General features: G+C 68.9%; 19 protein-coding genes and 1 other RNA gene. 9 read left to right on the top strand and 11 right to left on the bottom strand.

The window, feature by feature from the left end; all coding sequences use genetic code 11:
* Together AAF430_24070 and AAF430_24075 are read left to right on the top strand one after the other, a co-directional pair.
* A partial coding sequence (locus AAF430_24070) for a haloalkane dehalogenase (protein ID MEM7413330.1) occupies window positions 1–294 on the top strand: 294 nt, incomplete at its 5' end.
* A 53-nt stretch (window positions 295–347) separates the two neighbouring features.
* Window positions 348–1226, top strand: coding sequence for a hypothetical protein (locus AAF430_24075; GenBank protein ID MEM7413331.1), 879 nt, complete (start codon window positions 348–350; stop codon window positions 1224–1226).
* A 263-nt stretch (window positions 1227–1489) separates the two neighbouring features.
* Here the strand turns inward: AAF430_24075 and ssrA are convergent.
* Window positions 1490–1856, bottom strand: a transfer-messenger RNA (tmRNA) gene (ssrA, locus tag AAF430_24080).
* A gap of 89 nt (window positions 1857–1945) precedes the next feature.
* A complete protein-coding gene (locus AAF430_24085; protein ID MEM7413332.1) occupies window positions 1946–2314 on the bottom strand; it encodes a VOC family protein in 369 nt (122 codons plus the stop codon).
* A 132-nt stretch (window positions 2315–2446) separates the two neighbouring features.
* On the opposite strand from AAF430_24085, the gene AAF430_24090 reads away from it, so the two are divergent.
* Entirely contained in the window at window positions 2447–2935 is a 489-nt protein-coding gene (locus AAF430_24090; protein MEM7413333.1) for a hypothetical protein, read from the top strand.
* 9 nt (window positions 2936–2944) lie between these two features.
* Window positions 2945–3319, top strand: a complete 375-nt coding sequence (locus AAF430_24095) for a VOC family protein (protein ID MEM7413334.1) — start codon at window positions 2945–2947, stop codon at window positions 3317–3319.
* Window positions 3320–3329: 10 nt separating this feature from the next.
* Here AAF430_24095 and AAF430_24100 read toward each other — a convergent pair whose 3' ends face one another.
* From AAF430_24100 to AAF430_24125, 6 genes are all read right to left on the bottom strand, one after another.
* Window positions 3330–4835 carry a hypothetical protein gene (locus AAF430_24100; protein ID MEM7413335.1) on the bottom strand — a complete coding sequence of 502 codons (1506 nt, stop codon included), beginning with the start codon at window positions 4833–4835 and terminating at the stop codon, window positions 3330–3332.
* A 36-nt stretch (window positions 4836–4871) separates the two neighbouring features.
* A complete protein-coding gene (locus AAF430_24105; protein ID MEM7413336.1) occupies window positions 4872–5867 on the bottom strand; it encodes a calcium/sodium antiporter in 996 nt (331 codons plus the stop codon).
* A 5-nt stretch (window positions 5868–5872) separates the two neighbouring features.
* Entirely contained in the window at window positions 5873–7009 is a 1137-nt protein-coding gene (locus tag AAF430_24110; protein MEM7413337.1) for a HAMP domain-containing protein, read from the bottom strand.
* 86 nt (window positions 7010–7095) lie between these two features.
* The gene (locus tag AAF430_24115; GenBank protein ID MEM7413338.1) at window positions 7096–7719 is read right to left on the bottom strand and encodes a hypothetical protein; all 624 of its coding nucleotides are present in this window, start codon (window positions 7717–7719) and stop codon (window positions 7096–7098) included.
* A gap of 25 nt (window positions 7720–7744) precedes the next feature.
* A complete protein-coding gene (locus tag AAF430_24120) occupies window positions 7745–8122 on the bottom strand; it encodes a hypothetical protein (GenBank protein ID MEM7413339.1) in 378 nt (125 codons plus the stop codon).
* 2 nt (window positions 8123–8124) lie between these two features.
* Window positions 8125–9543, bottom strand: a complete 1419-nt coding sequence (locus AAF430_24125; GenBank protein ID MEM7413340.1) for a wax ester/triacylglycerol synthase family O-acyltransferase — start codon at window positions 9541–9543, stop codon at window positions 8125–8127.
* A 170-nt stretch (window positions 9544–9713) separates the two neighbouring features.
* Here AAF430_24125 and AAF430_24130 point away from each other — a divergent pair, with 170 nt between their 5' ends.
* From AAF430_24130 to AAF430_24150, 5 genes are all read left to right on the top strand, one after another.
* Window positions 9714–11192 (top strand): wax ester/triacylglycerol synthase family O-acyltransferase, encoded by a 1479-nt coding sequence (locus tag AAF430_24130; protein MEM7413341.1) that lies wholly within the window; start codon window positions 9714–9716, stop codon window positions 11190–11192.
* A gap of 10 nt (window positions 11193–11202) precedes the next feature.
* Window positions 11203–12429 (top strand): serine hydrolase domain-containing protein, encoded by a 1227-nt coding sequence (locus AAF430_24135; GenBank protein ID MEM7413342.1) that lies wholly within the window; start codon window positions 11203–11205, stop codon window positions 12427–12429.
* 17 nt (window positions 12430–12446) lie between these two features.
* Complete coding sequence (locus tag AAF430_24140) at window positions 12447–13364, top strand: NAD(P)-dependent oxidoreductase (GenBank protein MEM7413343.1); 918 nt, start codon at window positions 12447–12449, stop codon at window positions 13362–13364.
* A 53-nt stretch (window positions 13365–13417) separates the two neighbouring features.
* Complete coding sequence (locus AAF430_24145; GenBank protein MEM7413344.1) at window positions 13418–15007, top strand: glycosyltransferase; 1590 nt, start codon at window positions 13418–13420, stop codon at window positions 15005–15007.
* A 103-nt stretch (window positions 15008–15110) separates the two neighbouring features.
* Window positions 15111–15815, top strand: coding sequence for an SH3 domain-containing protein (locus tag AAF430_24150; GenBank protein ID MEM7413345.1), 705 nt, complete (start codon window positions 15111–15113; stop codon window positions 15813–15815).
* 18 nt (window positions 15816–15833) lie between these two features.
* Here the strand turns inward: AAF430_24150 and AAF430_24155 are convergent, their stop codons facing one another.
* From AAF430_24155 to panD, 3 genes are all read right to left on the bottom strand, one after another.
* Window positions 15834–17546, bottom strand: coding sequence for a diguanylate cyclase (locus AAF430_24155; GenBank protein ID MEM7413346.1), 1713 nt, complete (start codon window positions 17544–17546; stop codon window positions 15834–15836).
* A 118-nt stretch (window positions 17547–17664) separates the two neighbouring features.
* Window positions 17665–18156, bottom strand: a complete 492-nt coding sequence (gene smpB, locus AAF430_24160; GenBank protein MEM7413347.1) for an SsrA-binding protein SmpB — start codon at window positions 18154–18156, stop codon at window positions 17665–17667.
* Window positions 18157–18214: 58 nt separating this feature from the next.
* Window positions 18215–18598, bottom strand: a complete 384-nt coding sequence (panD, locus tag AAF430_24165) for an aspartate 1-decarboxylase (protein MEM7413348.1) — start codon at window positions 18596–18598, stop codon at window positions 18215–18217.
* Window positions 18599–18610 lie beyond the last annotated feature (12 nt).

Raw genomic sequence — 18610 nt, forward strand, 5'->3', positions numbered from 1 at the left:
CAGGCCGGCGCACTCGTCTTCCCTTCTCTCATCCAACCGGAGAAGTTGATCCCGGACGGCCTCGCGCTCTTCAACGATGCATGGCGCGTGCTGGAGAAATGGGAGAAGCCGTTCGTTACGGCCTACGGCAAAGCAGATCCGATTCTGGGCTGGTTCGACACCGTGTTTCAGGAGCACGTCCCCGGCGCGGCAGGCCAACCGCACAGAATATTCCCGGAAGGTCCGCACTTCATTCAAGAAGTCGAAGCGGAGGCTCTCGCCGACTCGATCGTCGCGGCTGCGTCAGCGAGCTGAATCGGTTCCCGCTGCCAACCCTGCGGAGTTGTTCGCCATCCGGAGAAGCCCGCTTGAACGAAGATCCGCTCGGCGGGTTCGTGTTGCCGCTGTCGATGTTCATCCTCATGTTCGGGATGGGCCTCGCGCTGACGCCGGGCGATTTCCGCCGCATCGCGCGGGTACCGGGTCCGGTGATCACCGGGACGCTGATCCAGCTGATCGTCATGCCCGTCGCCGGCTTCGCGCTCGCGCTCGCGTTCGAGCTGCCTGCGATGCTCGCGGTCGGGCTCGTGATCGTCGCCGCGTGCCCCGGCGGCATGGCGTCGAACGTGATGGTCCATTTCGGCCGCGCGAACACGGCGCTCTCGATCACGCTGACCGCGACCGCAACGACCGCGACGTTGCTCACGATGCCGCTGTGGATCCGGGCCATCCTGTCGGTGGTCGGCGGGGAGGCTTCGGAGGTCGAGGTGCCGCTGCTCTCCACGGCGGTGGAGCTCGGCGGGCTAACGGTGCTGCCCGTGGCACTAGGGATGGCGCTGCGGCACACGCGCCCGAGCGCGGCCGCCTGGGAAGCGCGGCTCACGCGTATCGGTCTGCTCGGCGTGGTCGGCACGCTCGGCTTCGCGGGCATGCAGCGTCCCGATCCGCCGATCGCCGAGTTCTGGCTCTCCTTCCCGCCCGCGATGCTGCTGATCGCCGTGTCGCTCGTGCTCGGCTTCGGCGTGCCGCGGTTGCTGCGTCAGTCGATCGAGGATGCGGTGACGCTCGGCGTCGAGATCTGTCTCAAGAACGGGCTGCTCGGTCTGGTCGTCGTCTCCGGCACCTTCCACGCCCTCGAGCCGAACATCCCGGTTCTGATCTACACGACGTTCATGGCACCGCTGGCGATGGTGCTCGTCATCTACAACCGGATCCGGGTCCGCGGGGCGCGCGCCGCGCAGATCTAGGTCGCTCGAGACTGAACCTGCGAGCACCCGATCTGAACCTCGGCCCCTTGAATCAGGACCTTCGCAGCGATCGCGCTATGGGAGTGGCACGCCGGGAGGGATTCGAACCCCCGACCCTCAGGTTCGAAGACTGATGCCCTCGCCTGTCCCGCGCTCGATCACCGCACGCGCAACACCGTGAATCCATTGGCGTTTCGAGGAGCGGATGCGGGTTTTCGAAAGGTCGCGATTTCAGGCGCAAGCATCTGAAATCGCTCAAGAAGTGGTGGAGGCGGCGGGAATCGAACCCGCGTCCGCATGGTGTCCGGCCAACGCGTCTACGTGCGTAGTCCCTGCCCAATTTCGGTGGAGCCAGTCACAGGGTCCGGGAGAAGCACCCACCTAGACAGACATGGTTCTCGCCCCCGGATGCGGCCTGTCAGCGGCCGGGGGCCAGTCTCCTAATGACGACCGTGACCCGCTAGGAGACGTCACGGACGGTCGTCGCTGACGCTAGGGTTTAGCTAGGCAGCGATGGCGTAGTTGTCATCGGCAGTTATCACTACCAATTGCCACCTGGATTAACGAGGTGGGTGACGACCTCGGCACGCAGCGCTCGCTTTCGACCACCCGTCGAAACCGATCGCCCCCGTACCCGAGAAGGTAGGCACCCACCCGGGCCTGACAAGGCCGGTATGGCAACGGGCGCCCTGCCCTCTCGGACAGGGACGCCCGCGTCGCTACGCCGGGCGGGCCAACGCGCAGATCTTGTTGCCGTCGGGGTCACGCAGGTACGCCAGGTACATGCCGTGCTCGCGGCGGCCCGGCGGCTCCTCGCAGGTGGTGCCGCCGTTCTCGAGGCCCGCCTTGTGGAACGCGTTGCCCTGCTCGTCGCCCTCGACGAGGAAGCCGATCGTGCTGCCGTTGCCGTGGGAACAGGGCTCGCCGTTGATCGGGATCGTAATGGCGAAGACACCCTGAGGGCTGATGTAGAAGTAGCGGCCGTTGTTGTCGACACCGGGCGCGATGCCCAGCGTGCCCAGGACCGCGTCGTAGAACACCTTCGACTTCTCGATGTCGCTCACACCGAGCATGACGTGACTGAACATGAGATCTCCTCGGACTTGCAGTGGGCGAGCAGCGTAGCGGTTCACCCGACGTGAGACCCCCGACAGGGGCCCGTCCGCTCCTCGCCCTCGCCTCGACTGCGGTAGCCTCCGGACTCGCGCCCCGGAGGTCCCATGTCCGAAGCCGCCCCCACCCCTGCACCTGGGAAGGCCCACCTGGCCATCCACAAGGGCCCCGACGCCGAGTTCACCGCCGGCGGCTTGCGCTTCGTCGCCTGCCGACGCGAGATCGCCGACATCGACGGCGGTATCAGCCTCTACGTGTGGACGGCCCCCGCGGCCGGCGAGAGCCAGGAGCTCCTGCGCTTCGACCTCTTTCGCAATCGGCCCCACTACCACGCTCCCGCCGAGAACCAGCAAGAGACGAAGATCGACCCGGCCAGCCACGCGGACGTGGCGGAGTGGGGCGTCGACGCGCTCACCCAGCACCCGGCGACCTACGTGCGCCAGGCGGGCTACGACGACGTCGCTGCCTCCCTCGACGCAGCGGCGCTCTCGAACGCGACGGCGGGCCTCCGCCAACTCTTCGACGACCTCACCGAGCCGGACGAGGTCTCCTACTTCGAGATCGACGCGAAGATCTTGGAGTCGCTGCGCGGCTGAGCTGTGTCGCTGCTCGAGAGCATCAGCGCGGTCACCCTCTTCGTCGCCGACATGGCGCGGTCGGTGCGCTTCTACGACGCCCTCGGCTTCGAGATGCGCTACGGCGGCGCCGACTCGGAGTTCACGAGCTACCACGTCGGCCCGGGGTACATGAACCTCGCGCTGCGCAGCACCCACGGTACGGCCCCCGAGATCGAAACCGCCTGGGGGCGCGCGATCCTCTACGTGCGCGACGTCGACGCGATGCACACGCGCATCCTCGAAGCCGGCTTCACCCCCGAGTTCACGCCGCGCGATGCCTTCTGGGGGGAGCGCTACTTCCACGTACGCGACCCGGACGGTCACGAGCTGAGCTTCGCGAAGCTGCTCGACCCGGCGAACTGAGGCGCGGCCGCTAGCGCTTCGCCTGCTCGCGCATCGCCGCCCCGAAGCGGTCGTAGAGCGGACTCTCGCGCTGGACGTAGTAGCGGAAGAACGCGGGACGCGGCCCCGTCAGCTCGACGAAGTCGCGGGCCTCGAACCAGCCATAGCTGGCCTTGTTGTTGAAGAAGGACATCTCGCGGCCTCGGGTGAGCACGAGCAGCGCCGGGTCCCGGGCCTCGAGGTCGCTCGCGAGGCGCTGATCGAGGGGCGCGCGCAACGGCCCTTCCAGGAGCGGGTAGATGAACGCCAGCCCCGAGGCGGGACGTCGCCTGGCGTAGAAGTAGAGGCCGCTCTCGTTTCCCCAGTTCTGGAAGCGCTCGTTCGGACCGAGGACGCCGGCGAGGAACTCCCCGGCATCGCGACTCGCCACGAAGAGGTCGCCGTACTTCGCGCGCGACCAATCGTCGGGGGGCGTTTGCAGACCATCGACGTAGCGCACCGCGGGCCAGGCCAGGAGGGCCGTCACGACCAGGGGGGCGGCGAGGTGGCCCACCCCCTCGAAGCGCGCGAAGCACCAGGCAGCGCTCCAGGCGACGCCCAGGGCCAGGACGGGCAGCCAGAGTTGGTAGTAGTGAGGAAACCACTGGCCGGGCAGCGCCACCATGAGCTGGGCACTCAACGCATAGAGTGCGAGGAGCAGCGCCTTCGCCGCCGCCTCCCCGCCCGCCGTCCACAGTGCACCGATCGCGAAGAAGAGCGCCACGAACAGGGGCACCAGGGCTCCCGCGCCGTAGGGCCAGACGTGGGTCGGGGTCAGCGAAGCCCAGAAGTTCGTCCCGAGCCCTCCCGAGTACGAGCGGTTGTAGACGACCACCGCGTCCCAGAAGTCGGTACCGGCGCCGGCCAGCACGAACCCGAGCGCCACGAAGCCCCACGCCCCCGCGGCAGCGGCGGCCCCCTGCACGAGGAAACGGAAGCGCGCGCTGCGCTCCTCGCCCACGGCGAGCAGCCACCACCCGAGCCCCACGATCACCGCGAACGCGACCGTGACCATCTTGAACAGGCTGGTGAACGCGACGAGCATGCCGAGCCGCACCGCGGCCTTCCCGTCGAGCGCCGGTGGCCGCAGAAACAGCGCAAAGGTCCAGACGAGGCCGGCGTTCATGAAGAGCTCGGCGTTGGGCTGGTTCGCCTGGAGGGCGATCTCGCCCGAGACGACACCCCAGACGACCGCCGCGACCGCCGCTGCGCGGACGCCGCCCCACTCCTGGGCGCAACGCACGAGCCCGGCCAGCACCAGAGCGTTCCCGAGCAGGTTGAGCAGCAACACGCTCGAGGGACCGAAGCCCACCAGCGCCTCGGCCCAGGCATAGACGGCGTAGATCGCCGGCGGCTTGTGGTCCCACACGCCGGCGTAGAGCACCTCGCCGAGCAGGAGCTCGTGCCCCATCACCGCGTAGAGGGTGAGATCGCGTTCGAGGGGCTCGTCGGCCGTATGGAAACGCAGACCCGCCAGGGCGAGCAGGGCCGCGCCCACTGCGATCCACGCGCCGACGGTCTTCGCCGCCAGTGGCTAGGGTCCGCCCGTCGTGAGCGCGGCAGCCGCCGCCCGCACCGGGGCTTCGCTGAACAGCACGAACATGTAGGCCGAGTAGCCGGCGACCAGGAGACCGGCGGCCGGACGGCTGACGGCGCCGCCGCGCCAGGCGAGCAAGGCCATCGCGAGCGCTGCGGCCAGCATCACGAAGAGGTCGAAGCGCAGGAACGCGGCGGGCACCGGGATCGGTTCGGGCGCGGCCAGGGACACGGTGCCCATGATCGCGAGGATGTTGAAGAGGTTGCTGCCGAGCACGTTTCCGATCGCAACGTCCGCGTGGCGCCGGAGGGCCGCGGCGATGGTGGTCGCCAGCTCGGGCAACGACGTCCCGAAGGCCACCACCGAGAGTCCGATCACACCGTCGGTCACGCCCAACACGGCGGCCAGCTGCACGGCGCCGTCCACCATCAGGTAGGCACCGAGCGGCAGGCCGGCGGCACCGAGCAGTAGGAAGAGACCAATGCTCCGCCGCGTGGTCGGCAAACCGAGCATCCGTTCGAGCTCTTCCTCGCGCGTCTCCGTCGACCCGCTTCCACCATTCGCACGGCGCAGCGACTGCACCAGCATCACCGCCAGCAGCGCGAGCAGCAGCAGGCCCTGCGGCGGCCCGAGCGCCCCGAAGAAACAGAGACCGACGAAGAGCAAGCTGACCAGGACCATCCAGATCGTGTCGGTCGCGACCGACTCGCGGGTCGGGCCGGTGGGGATGATCAGCGCGGGCAGACCCAGCACGAGCAGCGCATTGGCGATGTTGCTGCCGACGACGTTGCCGATGCTCATCTCGGCGTGGCCCTGGTAGGCGGCCTGGAGCGACACCACCAACTCGGGTGCCGAGGTACCGAAGGCCACGATCGTCAGCCCCACGACCGTCGGCGGAATCTGGGTGCGGCGGGCGAGCGCGATCGAGCCGCGCACCAGAAGGTCGCCCGCGAGGAGCAGGTAGATCAGGCCCCCGACGATCTCGAGCCCCATCAAGATCACGACGGGTCCTCCGACTTGCGCAGCCGGCTCTCGAGCTCGCGGTTGGCGGCCACCAGTTCGCGCGCCATCACATTGAAGCTCATGCCGAGTTGGCCGATCTCGTCATCGGGTCGTTCGTTTGCGCGCAGGTCCCATTCGCCGTCGCCGACCCGCCGCGCCACGTCGGCGAGGTCGAGCAGGCGTCGCGAGAACAAGAGCCCGAGCACGGTGCCGGCCACGATTCCGAAGGCGGAAAGGGCCAGGCCGAGCTTGAACAGGGTGTCCCGCAGCTCGACGACGGCGAAGCGCTCCTCGGCGACGTCGATCTTCGCGACGAGGCCCCAGCCGAGCGAGTCGATCCAGCGCGACGCGGCATAGACCCGCTCACCGCGGTAGTCGATCGCCTGACGGAACGTGCCCTCGATCCCGCTCGCCGCTTCCCAGGCCGGGACGACGACTTCACTGGCACGCACCCTGCGGCGCAGCGCCGCGTTCGGATCGTGGCGCAATGGCGTCAACATGACCGCGCCGCTGTTCCCCTCGGCGCGGACGAGCAACGTCTCGCCAGTTTCGCCGAGCCCGGTGTAGTCGGCCGTGACGTCCTGGAGTTCGCGCGCCGAGAGCAGCACCCACGCCGTACCCACCCAGCGCCCGTCACGCCAGACCGGAGAGAGCAGCGATACCAGGAGCTCGCCTTCGGGCCCGAGCAACACTTCGCGAACGCCCTCGTTCTCGCGGGCGGCCGCCAATGCCTGGGAGCCGGGAGCGGCTTCTTCGAGGAACAGGCCCGTGCGCGCGACCGCGTTTCCTTCGGGCGAGAACAGCTGAATCCCGTGGAGCGACGTCACCGATTGGCGGGCGTCCCCCAGGATCTGCTGCAAGATGGCCTCGTGCTCACCGGGCTCGCCGCGACTCGCGGCATCGAGCGCCTCGCGAAGCTGGGGTTGGCTCGTCACCAGACGCACCCGATCGATCCAAGCGACGCGCACCCGTTCGAGATCCTGGGTCTTGCTGGTCGCGACCGCGTCGAGCTTGCGGAGCTGGTTGGTCAGCAACAGATCCTGCAGCGCCTCGTACCCGAAGGCACCGAGCGCGGCCATGCTCACCAGGGAGATCGCGACCAGCGCGAAGATCAGACGGGTCCGAATGTCCAAGCGTCACCCATACAGTTGCTCCCCCACCCCGCAGCGCTTTCCCAACCCGCGATCTTGGAGCGTCCGGCTTCACGCTGGGTCGAGGCTCAACCCACCCAGGGGACGAGGCGCCGGCGCAGGCGCCGGATCATACCCGGTGTCAGGTCTTCTTCGAAATCATCCACGCCGAAATGCAGGGTCAGCTCCCCCGCTCCGTGCTCGATCTCGGTGAGGCGGACCCCTGCGGCGAGGGGCGGCAGGGGGAGATAGGTCCGGAAGAACCGGGCCAGGGCGTTCGGCACCCCGAGAACCGCGGCGCGCTGGGGCCGGAGCACGAACCAGCCCTGGGCCACCTCGAGCCGGGTCTCGAAGTCGCTCACGGGCAGCCCGGCCACTTCAGTGTGGACGCGCAGGCCCTTCTCGGTGAGCTCCAGCCCGAAGGGGAGCCCCAGACCGGCCACCCACGGATCGACGTCCCGCTGCCCGACGGTCACCGCGACCTCGGGCGATTCGACCGCGAGGCGGGCTGGCAGCCCCGGGTGGAGGTGGGCGTGAGCGGCCCGCAGGGTCAGCCGTTCGATCGAGAGCCAGGCGGTCGCGACCCCGGCTAGCTCCAACGAAACGCCGTCGAACCGACCGACCAGGGAGTCGGCGAAGCTGCCGGCCCACTCGAAGCGGACCGGGCGCTCCAGCGCGCGGGAGAGCAGCTGGTCGATCGCTTCCGAGTGCACGGGTGGGACGAGTCGGGGGCGCGCCTCAGGCCCGGCGCGCGCGCGTCTTTCGAGTCGTCTTCTTGCGGGTGGTCTTCTTGGCGCTCGTCTTTCGCGTGGCCGTCTTCTTCTTCGTCGCCTTCTTGCGGCTCGTCTTCTTCCTCGGAGCCGGCGCGACGGCCTTCTCGAGGCGCCGCAACAGGCGCGCGGTGTCCCGGCGTACGCTGGTCTCGAGCTTGCGCCAGCGCTCCTCGCGATCCTCGCGCACCTTGTCCATCTGGCGCTGCAGCGAGCGCAGGTTCGCGCGCAGGTCCTTCACGGTGTTGCGCAGATTCTTCGGCAGGCGCTTCTCGAGATCCTTGAGCCCCTCGTCGAGCGAGAGGGTCGAGCGGGTGCTGCGTCGGGTCTTCTTGCGGGCGGCCATGATCAGGCGGTCTCCTCGGGGACGTCGTTGCGGAGCGGCACGGCACGGTCGATGCCCGACGCTTCCTTGAGTTCTTCCATGGCGAGGGGAATACCATCGGCCAGATACCAGGGATCGGGCACGAGGTCCGGATCGACGGTGAAACCGAAATCGATGCGATCCATGTAGCTCAACACCGTGATGTTGAGCCCCATGCCCGGCATGATCAACGAGACGGGGTACGTGGCCTCGATGCGAGCGCCAGCCAGGTAGAGCGGTACCGGCGCCCCGGGCACGTTCGAGACCACCGCGTTCGCCGGTGCGGTCATGGACGCGGCCGTCGACGCGATGGTGCGGTAGGCGAGGTTCAAGACCGCGGGCGCCACCGTGTCGCCCATTGCCTGGATCTCTCGCGCGCGCAGCGCCGCCGTCATCTCCTTCGCATGGGCCGTGTTCTCGGAGATCTTCAAGAGGCGCTCGACCGGGTCTGCGACGTCGGTCGCCCAGCCGACCATCATGCTCGCCAGCTGGTTTCCGGGCGCCTTGTCGTCGGTGTCGCGTGTGGACACCGGCACCGACACCACCAGCTCTTCGTCGGGGAGCTCGCCCTGGGCCTCGAGATAGCGACGCACGGCCGACGAACACAGCTCGAGCACGACGTCGTTCACCTTTACGTCGTGGTGCTTCTTCATCGCGCGGACGTCGGACAGCGAGATGGTCGTCCAGGCCACCGAACGACGCGGTCCGATGTCCGCGTTGAACGACACCTTCGGAACGCTCGCGCCGATGGACGAGTTCTTCGCGTAGGGGATCATCGCCAGCCCGCGCATCGCCGCCTGGGTGACGTAGCGCGCCACGCGCAACGGCGTGCCGAAGCTGTTCCACAGGCCCCCGAGGTAGAGCTCGAGATCGGTGGGCTCGCGTTCGCGGCGCTTCGGCTTCGCGGGCCGTCGAGCGCGCGGCGGCGGGTCGGGCTGAATGTCGCAGATGAGTTCGGCGAGTCCGATGCCCGAGACGCCATCGATCAGGCAGTGGTGCGTCTTCGTCAGGACCGCGACGCGACCCCCTTCGAGCCCCTCGATCCACCACATCTCCCACAGCGGGAGCCGACGATCGAGCTTGTGCGCGTAGAGGTCGGCGACCAGGGTGGCGAGGTCGCGCAGGCTGCCCGGCGACGGGACCGCGATCCGGTGGAGGTGGTTGCTGACGTCGAAATCCGGATCCTCGATGACGTAGGGGCGATCGATCCCGAGCGGGACCTCGCGCAGCTTCGAGGTGAACTGAGGCGTCAGGCTCAGGCGCTCGGCGCAGTGTCGCTTGAACTTCTCGAAGCCGAAATCGTCGGTGACCGGCTCCAGCACGAAGACGCCCCCGATGTGGGCGTGTGTGGTGGAGGTCTCGAGCGACAGGAAGATCGCGTCGCTGCCCGGAAGTTGTCGCATGACGCGCCTCGCGGGAGGGGGGTGGGGGCCGGCTGCACAGTGTCCGGCGCCTGAGAGCCCGACACAAGGGGTGTGGCCCCGAGCCGAGCAGCCCCCCTAGAATGGCCGGGATCGCGCAATCCGCCCGCCCCGCGGCCGGCCACGCCCCTGCGCCGGGAGACACCCACGCCATGCATCAGCTCTCGGGCCTCGACAACGCCTTTCTCGTGATGGAGACCGGCGGCCAGCTGGGTCATATCGCCTCGGTCTCCTTCTTCGACACGTCGGGCGCCAAGCAGGGCGACTTCTACCAGGCGATTCGGAGCACGATCGAAGAGCGCCTCCACCTGTTGCCGCCCTACCGACGCCGCCTGGTGGAGGTTCCCCTCGACCTCGACCGCCCGTACTGGATCGAAGACCCCAACTTCGACCTCGACTTCCACCTGCGACACATCGCGGTTCCGCCTCCCGGCGACGACGGTCAGCTGGCCGAGCTGATTTCCCGCCTCCACAGCCGGGCCCTCGACCGCTCGCGTCCGCTGTGGGAGGTCTACGTGATCGAGGGGCTCGAGGGCGGGCGCGCAGCCCTGTATTCGAAGATCCACCACTGCACGGTCGACGGCGTGTCGGGTGCCGAGATGACCCAGGCGCTGCTCGACCACGTTCCGGAAGGGGACCCGGTGCCTGCGCCGAACGAAACCTGGCGGCCGGAGCCGATCCCCCCGTCGACGGAGATGCTGACACGCGGCGTGCTGGGCCTGGCCACTTCGCCAGGGCGCTTCGCGCGCACGCTCTATCGCACCGCCCGCACGCTGTGGGAGAACAACGAAGCGCTGGGCGCGGTCGCCCAGAGTACCGGCCTGGACCAGCTCCCCTTCGCCGGCGGTTGGCTGCGCACGACCGGGCCCGAGGTCGACGCCGACCGGGTCCCGCAGAATCCGGCGCCGCGGACACCCTTCAATCGCGCGATCACGCCGCACCGGCGCTTCGCCTTCTTCTCGCTGCCGCTCGCCGACTTCAAGCGGGTGAAGAACGCCTTCGGCACCTCGCTCAACGACGCCGTGATGGCCGTGACGGGCTCGGCGCTGCGTCGGTACCTCGAGGCGCGTCACGCGTTGCCCGAGCACCCCCTCGTCGCGATGGTGCCCGTCTCCGTACGCTCGGAGAACCAGGTGCGCGACTACACCAACCGCGTCACCCAGGTGTTGGCCGAGCTGGCCACCGACGCGGAAGACCCGGTCGAGCGCCTGCGCCGCATCCACGCGGCGATGGGCGAAGCGAAGCGCATGCAACGCGCGACGCCGGCCACGCTGCTGACCGACTGGACCGAGGTCGCCACGCCGGCCCTGTTCGCGCAGGCTGCACGCATCGCCGCGCGTACGAAGATCATGGATCGGCTCAATCCGCCGTTCAACGTGATCATCTCCAACGTCCCGGGGCCGCGCGAGTCGCTCTACTGCGGCGGCTTCGAGATGGAGACCTACTTCCCGGTGTCGGCGATCGCCGATGGACAGGGTCTCAACGTGACCGTGACCAGCTACCGCGATCACCTCGACTTCGGCCTGATCGTCTGTCGCGAGCTGGTCCCCGACGTCTGGCGCTTCAAGGAGTACTTCGCCGAGAGCCTCGAAGAGCTCGTGAAGGCGGCCGACTCCGCCGGCGGAGCCTGACCGAAGCCCGATGCTCGAAGGTCATCTCCACCCCGATTTCGCGGGCGTTGCCCGGGCGCTGGTGCGCATCCTGCCGCGCAAGGGCCCTGGTGGTGCCGCGGTCTGCGTCTATCACCGCGGCGAGAAGGTCGTCGACGTCTGGGGCGGCACGCGCAACGCGGCCGGCGACCCCTGGGAGTCCGACACGCTGAGCGTCTCGTTCTCCACGACCAAGGGCGTGGCCTCGACGCTGCTGCACCTCTATGCCGATCGCGGTGAGATCGACTACGACGCCAGGGTCACCCACTACTGGCCCGAGTTCGGCCAGAACGGGAAGGGCGAGGTCACCGTCCGCCAGCTGCTCTGCCACGAGGCGGGCCTGTATGCGATCGACGACTACGTCGACGACGCGGCCGAGATGCTCGACTGGGAGCGGATGATCGAGCGGATCTCCGCGGCTCAGCCGCGCCACGCGCCCGGCGAGGCCCACGGCTATCACGCCCTGTCGTATGGCTGGCTTGCTGGCGAGGTCGTGCGTCGGGTGGCGGGCATGAAGCCCTTTGCCGAGCTGCTCGCCAACGAGCTCGCTGGACCGCTCGAGCTCGACGGTCTCTACTGCGGGGTGCCGGCCGATCAGCAGCACCGCTGCGCCGACCTGCTCGCGCCGACGTTCGAAGGCACGCCCGAGCGACGCAAGCGACGCGCCGAGAAGATCCGCGAGAACGCCGAGCGTTGGCAGCGCCGCCTCGAGAAGCTGCGCGTCGCCTACGACCCGCGCGATTCGGTCGCCGCTTTGGCGCCGTCGGGCATGGAACGCTTCGAGTTCAACGGGGAGGCGCTGCGCTCCGCGTCGATCCCGGCGGCGAACGGCATGTTCACGGCGCGGTCTCTGGCGCGGCTCTACGCCTGCCTCGCTGGGGGCGGCCAGCTCGATGACGTCGCCCTGCTCTCTCCCGACACGATCGCCGCTGCGTCGCGCGTGCAGAACACGGGCGTGGGCCGCGTGATCCCGGTCTCGATGCGCTGGCGCCTCGGCTACCACCGGGTGTTCGCGGTCGGGGCGTCGGCCCCGCGCGGCTTCGGCCACTTCGGCTTCGGCGGCTCGGGCGGCTGGGCCGATCCGGCGCGCGAACTGGCCGTCGCCCTCACGGTCAACAGCGGCGTCGGCACACCCTTCGGCGACGCGCGCATCGCCTGGATCGGCGGCGCCGCCATCCGCAGCGCCGACCGACGACGCACCGCCCTGCCCTCGGGCTAGCTCGAAGGAGACCCCCCATGGAAGGAAACAAGGTTCTCGTCACCGGCCTGACCGGACAGGTGGCAGGTCCGCTCGCTCTCTGGCTCGCCGAATCGAACGAAGTCTGGGGCCTCGCGCGGTTCTCGGACCCGGCGAAGCGCGAGGCACTCGAGTCCGGCGGCGTTCGCTGCGAGACCCTCGACCTCGAGGCGGGCGACTTCTCGGACCTCCCCGACGACTTCGACTACGTGCTCCACTTCGCGGTCAGCCGGGCACCGGAGCCGGACTTCGACCGCGATCTGCGCTCCAACGCCGAAGGCGCGGGCCTCCTGCTCGCCGCGACCCGCCCGAAGCACGCCTTCTTCCACTGCTCGACGACCGGCGTCTACGAAGCCGCGGGGCACACGGTGTTCACCGAGTCCAGCCCGCTGGGCGACAACCACCGCGTCATGATGCCGACCTACTCGATCGCGAAGATCGCGGCCGAGGCGGTCGTGCGCACCGCCGCGCGCCAATTCCAGGTGCCGACGGTGATCGCCCGCTTGAACACGCCCTATGGCAACTCGGGCGGCTGGCCTTACTTCCACCTGATGATGATGAAGGGCGGCGTGCCGATTCCGGTACACACGGATGCCCCGAGCCGGTACACGCTCTTCCACCAGAAGGACATCCATCGCACGCTGCCCGCGCTGCTCGAGATCGCCGACGTGCCGGCCCGCATCATCAACTGGTGCGGTAGCGAACACGTGGCGATCGAAGACTGGTGCGCCTACCTCGGGGAGCTGACCGGCCTCGAACCCAAGTTCGCGCCGACAGACCAGACCCTCGAGAGCGTCATGACCGACGACAGTGAGCTGCGCAAACTGGCCGGCCCCTCCCAGGTGCCGTGGAAGCAGGGCCTGCGGGAGATGGTCGAGGCGATCGCCCCGGACCTCCTGGTCGACGCCGGCTCCTAGAAACGGGTCGCACGCCCCTGGCCGAGCCGCCCCGGGACCTCCACCCTACCCGCGTGTCGTTCTTCACCAGGGAGCTTGCCGCGCGCTGGACCGAAGGCCCGCGCGTGGGCATCGTCTCGCCGTACGCACCCCGCAAGGGCCTGGCCACGCTCACGCGCAACATCGAGTGGGCCCTCGACGGCGCGGTCGAGGTCTTTCCGATCCGGCGCTTGAAGCGCCTCGATCAGGAGTTCGTTTCGCTGCGCGCCGAGCCCGCGCACCCGAGTCTGCGTCATCCGGGGTGCGTGCCGCGCGGAACTTCCTTGACGGACTGGCTGGCCGGGATCGATCTCCTGATCTCCGTCGAGCGACCGGTGCCTTCGCTCTGCGCCTACGCCCGCGAACGCGGCGTGCGTACCGCCGTCGTCGCCCTGCCCGATTGGATTCCCAGCGAGCCCGAGATCCGGGTAGAGCAGCTCGCCGCAGCGGACGCCTGCGTGATCTACGGACGCACACCCGCAGAAGCACTGCAGGCCGACGGGCTCGAGAACATTCGTTGCTTTCCGCTCGCGTTGCGCGACCCGATCGAACCTCCGCGGCCCACCGGCGACACGATCACCTTCTACTTCAACATCGGTGTCGGCGGGCCCGTGGACCGTCGCCACGTGCCACTCGTACTGGACACGTTCCGGCAGGTCCTTCCCGCGCATCCTCACGCCCGGCTGCTGGTCAAGGTCCACCCCTCGGCGCACAAGCGCGTCGGCAAGATCGCTTCCTTCCATCCACAGATGCGGGTCGTCGACCGGGAGCTCCCGCGCGACGAGATGGACGCGTTGCAGCGCGAGGTCGACGTCACGCTGTTTCCGACGCGCTTCGAGGGGGTCGGCTATCCGATCCTAGAGAGCCTGCACGGGGGCGTGCCGGTGATCACCACCGATGCGGCGCCGATGAACGAGATGGTGCGGCACGAGGAGAACGGGCTGCTCGTGTCGGGTACGCTCTCGGGCGCCTTCGGTGCGCTGATGCGCTGGGAACTCGACCCGGACCACCTGCGCCAGAGCGTCGAGCGTTGCCTGGCGGAGCCGGGCCTCGTCGACCGCCTGAAGTCGGGCACCGGGAAGGGGCGCAGCGAAGCGGCCCAACAGTTCCGCGATGCGTGGCGGCAGCTCGTGACCGAGTTCGGCCCCCGCCGACTCAACCTCGGAGCCGGCGACGACACCCACGCGGCCCGCTGGAACCTGGACATCCGCCGCTGCGCGGGCACCGACGTCGTCGCCGACGCCCACCGTCTCCCCTTCGCCGATGCCAGCCTCGACGAGGTGCTCGCCCAGGACCTCCTCGAGCACTTCCCGGGCGCCGAGACCGACGCGCTGCTCGACGAGTGGATCCGCGTGCTGCGACCGGGCGGCACCCTGCGCGTCCAGACCCCCGACATCCGGGCCCTGGCGAAGAGCCTGTTGCGGGGCCGGCTCTCGTCCGAACGCACGATCGAGTGGCTCTACGGCGGCCAGGACCACCCCTACAACTTCCACCAGACCGGCTTCGACGAAGCGCGGCTGAAGGCGCTGCTGGCCGAGCGCGGCATCGAGGACCTCCAGCGGGTCCGCAAGCGGGTGTCTTCGAAGAACGTCTGCTTCGAGGGGCGGCGCGCCCGAGGCGCCTGAGGCCCGCGGCTCCTGCCGACCGACCTCCTCCCGGCATCCCCCCACGGGGACACCCGAGATCGCCCATTCAGTTCTACCGGGAACCGGACGATTTCCTGTGTGGATGAGGGAGCGCAAGACACGTTGGCAGGCAGTGGGGCTCGTCCTGCTCGGAAGCCTGGGGACTGGCTGCGCGAATCTGCCGCCGCTCCCCCAGTTTCCTTGGCAGCGGGCGAAGACCGAGAGCGCGCAGGTCGATCCGAACGACTCGATCGATCCCGCGGTCTACGCCCGTGCCCAGGCCGAGCGCAGCGAGTTCTTCGAGCGCGAAGTCGAGCGCCTGCGCGCCGACCTTCGACAGGCCGAAGAGTCCATCGTCGCCCTCGAGTCGGGCCTGCGCGACCCGCGATCACGGGCCGATGCCGTTTCCGCGGTGGCCGAAGCGCGCATCGCGCTTGACCGCGTGCGCGAGAACGTGCCGTGGCGCGCCGAGCGCGTAAACGAAGCCGAGACCAAGCTCGCCGAAGCCAACCGCCACCTCGACGCCGGCAACGTCGGTGCCGCCGTGTTCTTCGCGTCGCGCACCCAGCGCATCACCGAGACGTTGCGCGCGGAAGCGAAGCAGGTCGCGCTCTGGGGCGATCGCCGGGTGATCGGCGGCGAGCGGGTCAACCTCCGCTCGGGCCCTTCGGCGAAGCACCGGGTGATCGAGGTGCTGCCGAAGAAGACGCCGGTCTTTCCCGAGCGGCGTTTCCAGAAGTGGACGCTGGTGCGAACGCCGGACGGGCGGATCGGTTGGGTCCACGCCTCGCTGCTCCGCAAGAGCTAGCGACGCCAGCGCCCCGGCTCAGTTCGAAGCGCTCTCCTCGAAGAGCACGACGCAGTCCTTCCCCGCGTCCTTCGCCTGATAGAGCGCTCGGTCGGCTTCGTTGAAGAAGCGCTTCGGGTCGCCGTCGTAGAGCGCGACGCCGATCGAGACGGTCACGCCCAGGCCCTTCGGCTCGGGGATCCCCGGGTCGCGCACGCGCTCGGCGGCCATTTCGGATCGCAGCTTCTCGCCGAGCGCGACCGCGCCTGCTGCGTCGGTACGCGGAGCCAGGACAGCGAACTCCTCTCCGCCGTAGCGGGCGGGAAGGTCGGTCTCGCGCACGGTCTCGTTCAGCACCGCGGCGACGCTGCGTAGCACCTCGTCGCCGGCAGCATGGCCGTAGCGATCGTTCAGCTTCTTGAAGTCGTCGATGTCGAGGAGCAGCAGCGCGAGCGGCTCCTCGTTGCGGTCCGCGCGCTTGATCTCGACGCGCAGGCGTTCCTGGAAGAACCGGTGGTTGTGCAGACGGGTCAGGCCGTCCGTGAACGAGAGCTGTTCCAGCATCTCGTTGTTGCGGTGGAGGTCTTCGTTCGCCCGGGTGAGGTCGGCGTTGGCCCGCTCGATCTGTTCCTGGTTGCGGCGGAGCTCTTCCTGGTTGCTTTGCAACCGGTCGACCATCGCATGGAGCGCGCGCGAGAGAACCCCGATCTCGTCCTGGCCCTGCTCGCGAGGAATCTCGACATCGGTCTCCCCCTTCGCGATGCGACGGGCGACCTCGGAGAGCGCATGGATCGGCTGCACGATGGAGCGCGCGATCGCGCCCGCGATGATGCCGAACACCACGACGATGCCGAAGTTGATCGCGAGCACCTGGCGGATCACGTTGACGACCGGCGCGAACGCGACTTCGTAGTCCTGCTCGATCGCGAGGGTCCAGTCGGGACGCTCGAGCCGCATGGCGGTGCCCACGACGTGATCGCCCTCGGGTGTCGTGTAGTCCTCGACGACGGCCACCGAACCCAAGCTCGGCAGCGTGCGCTCGAAGGTGCCCCGCACCGGCGCGTCGGGGCTGCTCGCCAGCACGCGCGCATCGGGGCCCACCGCGTAGATCCGGAGGCTCGGGTCGAGATCGTCCGAGGCGAGCAGCGCCTCCACCGAGGCGATCGAAATCAGCGCGTGGATCGTGCCGAGGCGCTCGGTTTCCTTGCCGACGGGGGCGGTCACCACCTGAACCCGACCGGCTTCGCCACCGATGACTCCGCTGACCGTCGCGGCCGGTGCACGCGAGAGCCGCTCGAGAACGTCCTTGGGAATCCCAGCCACGTCCCCGACCCCGCCCCGACGACGACCCGATCCATCGAGAACGAAGAGTGCCTCGTACTGGGGGAAGCCCTCTTTCACGTAGGCGAGGTAGCGCTGCAGCTCACGCTGGGAGCGCTTGGTGCGCGATTCGATGCCCTGCACGACAGTTTCGCTGGCTGCGAAGGTGGCGACGTCGACCTGGCGCTGTCCGTACCAGTGATCGAGATTGCGCGCGGCCGTCTCGAGCAGCTCGGGGAAGCGCTCGTCGATCTTCGCGCGCAGGAAGGCTTCGGTGGAGCTCGTCGCGATCAAGGTGACCGCGGTGCCCGCGACGAGGGCCGCAGCGAAGACCGAGACGATGATGCGCGTCGAGAGGTTCGCGAACCCCAGACGCAGCGCCACGCGCCCGTCGCCTCCGGCTTTCGTCTGCTGATGCACGTCCCCGGCCAAGCGCAGGGCCCTCCCAACGCACCCCATCGGTCCGACGGCGAATCCACTTGAGGCGATTTCCGCAAGGAAAACCGGCACTTGGAACGCCGCCCCGCGCGCGTCAGGGACGCTCCTGGCGCTAGCGCCGACGCTGCCGGGTGACACGCGCGAGCTCGCGGTCGGTCTCCCGGCGCCGGACCGTCTGGCGCTTGTCGTAGAGGCGCTTGCCGCGGGCCAGGCCCAGCTCGACTTTCGCGCGCCCCTCCTTCCAGTACAGCCGGAGCGGAATCAGCGTGAGGCCCTTCTCCGCCACCTTCCCCGCCAGGCGCCGAATCTCGCGTCGGTGCAGGAGCAGGCGGCGCTCGCGCTGGGGCTCCGGGTTGGCGCGGCCGGCCTGCTCGTAGGGGGAGATGTGCAGGCTCAGCAGGAACGCCTCGCCGCCTCGGATGATCGCGTAGGCGTCCCCGAGGTTCGCACGGCCCTCACGGAGCGACTTCACCTCCGGACCGAGCAACTGCATGCCCGCCTCGACGGTCTCGAGGATCTCGTACTCGAAGCGGGCACGGCGGTTGGTCGCGATGACGTCGCCACCGCCCGCCTTGTCCTTCTTCGACTTCCCCGACTTCGCCATGGCGGCGAAGAGTAGCGTCGCCCCCCAGGCGCGGGGGCGGACGCTGCGACCTCGGGGGTCAGCTCGGGAGCTTCACCGGCGACGGACCCGCGATCTCGCGCGCGACGTTCCGGTGGTCGACGAAGACGCGGATGCCCTCGAAGTCCCGGCACTTCTCGTCCTCGACCTGGACGTAGCTGCAGATGATCACGAGATCGTGGGGCTTCACGAGGTGCGCCGCGGCGCCGTTGATGCAGATCTCGCCGGACCCCCGCTCGCCCTCGATGACGTAGGTCTGAAGACGAGCGCCGTTGGTCACGTCGAGCACGTCGACCTGCTCGTAGGGCAGGATGTCGGCCGCCTCGATCAGGTTCGGATCGATCGTGATGCTGCCTTCGTACTCGACGTTGGCCTCGGTCACGGTGGCACGGTGGATCTTGGACTTGAGCATGGTGCGGATCATGAGGGGTCTCCT

The sequence above is a fragment of the Myxococcota bacterium genome (assembly GCA_039030075.1).
Classification (GTDB): Bacteria; Myxococcota_A; UBA9160; order UBA9160; family SMWR01; genus JAHEJV01.

Excerpts from the sequence above, each read along its gene's own strand:
- AAF430_24125 (MEM7413340.1), bottom strand. The coding sequence starts at position 9,543 with ATGCGACAACTTCCGGGCAGCGACGCGATCTTCCTGTCGCTCGAGACC.
- panD (MEM7413348.1), bottom strand. The coding sequence starts at position 18,598 with ATGATCCGCACCATGCTCAAGTCCAAGATCCACCGTGCCACCGTGACC.
- AAF430_24085 (MEM7413332.1), bottom strand. The coding sequence starts at position 2,314 with ATGTTCAGTCACGTCATGCTCGGTGTGAGCGACATCGAGAAGTCGAAG.
- AAF430_24090 (MEM7413333.1), top strand. The coding sequence starts at position 2,447 with ATGTCCGAAGCCGCCCCCACCCCTGCACCTGGGAAGGCCCACCTGGCC.
- AAF430_24140 (MEM7413343.1), top strand. The coding sequence starts at position 12,447 with ATGGAAGGAAACAAGGTTCTCGTCACCGGCCTGACCGGACAGGTGGCA.
- AAF430_24150 (MEM7413345.1), top strand. The coding sequence starts at position 15,111 with ATGAGGGAGCGCAAGACACGTTGGCAGGCAGTGGGGCTCGTCCTGCTC.
- AAF430_24105 (MEM7413336.1), bottom strand. The coding sequence starts at position 5,867 with ATGGGGCTCGAGATCGTCGGGGGCCTGATCTACCTGCTCCTCGCGGGC.
- AAF430_24120 (MEM7413339.1), bottom strand. The coding sequence starts at position 8,122 with ATGGCCGCCCGCAAGAAGACCCGACGCAGCACCCGCTCGACCCTCTCG.
- smpB (MEM7413347.1), bottom strand. The coding sequence starts at position 18,156 with ATGGCGAAGTCGGGGAAGTCGAAGAAGGACAAGGCGGGCGGTGGCGAC.
- AAF430_24130 (MEM7413341.1), top strand. The coding sequence starts at position 9,714 with ATGCATCAGCTCTCGGGCCTCGACAACGCCTTTCTCGTGATGGAGACC.
- AAF430_24135 (MEM7413342.1), top strand. The coding sequence starts at position 11,203 with ATGCTCGAAGGTCATCTCCACCCCGATTTCGCGGGCGTTGCCCGGGCG.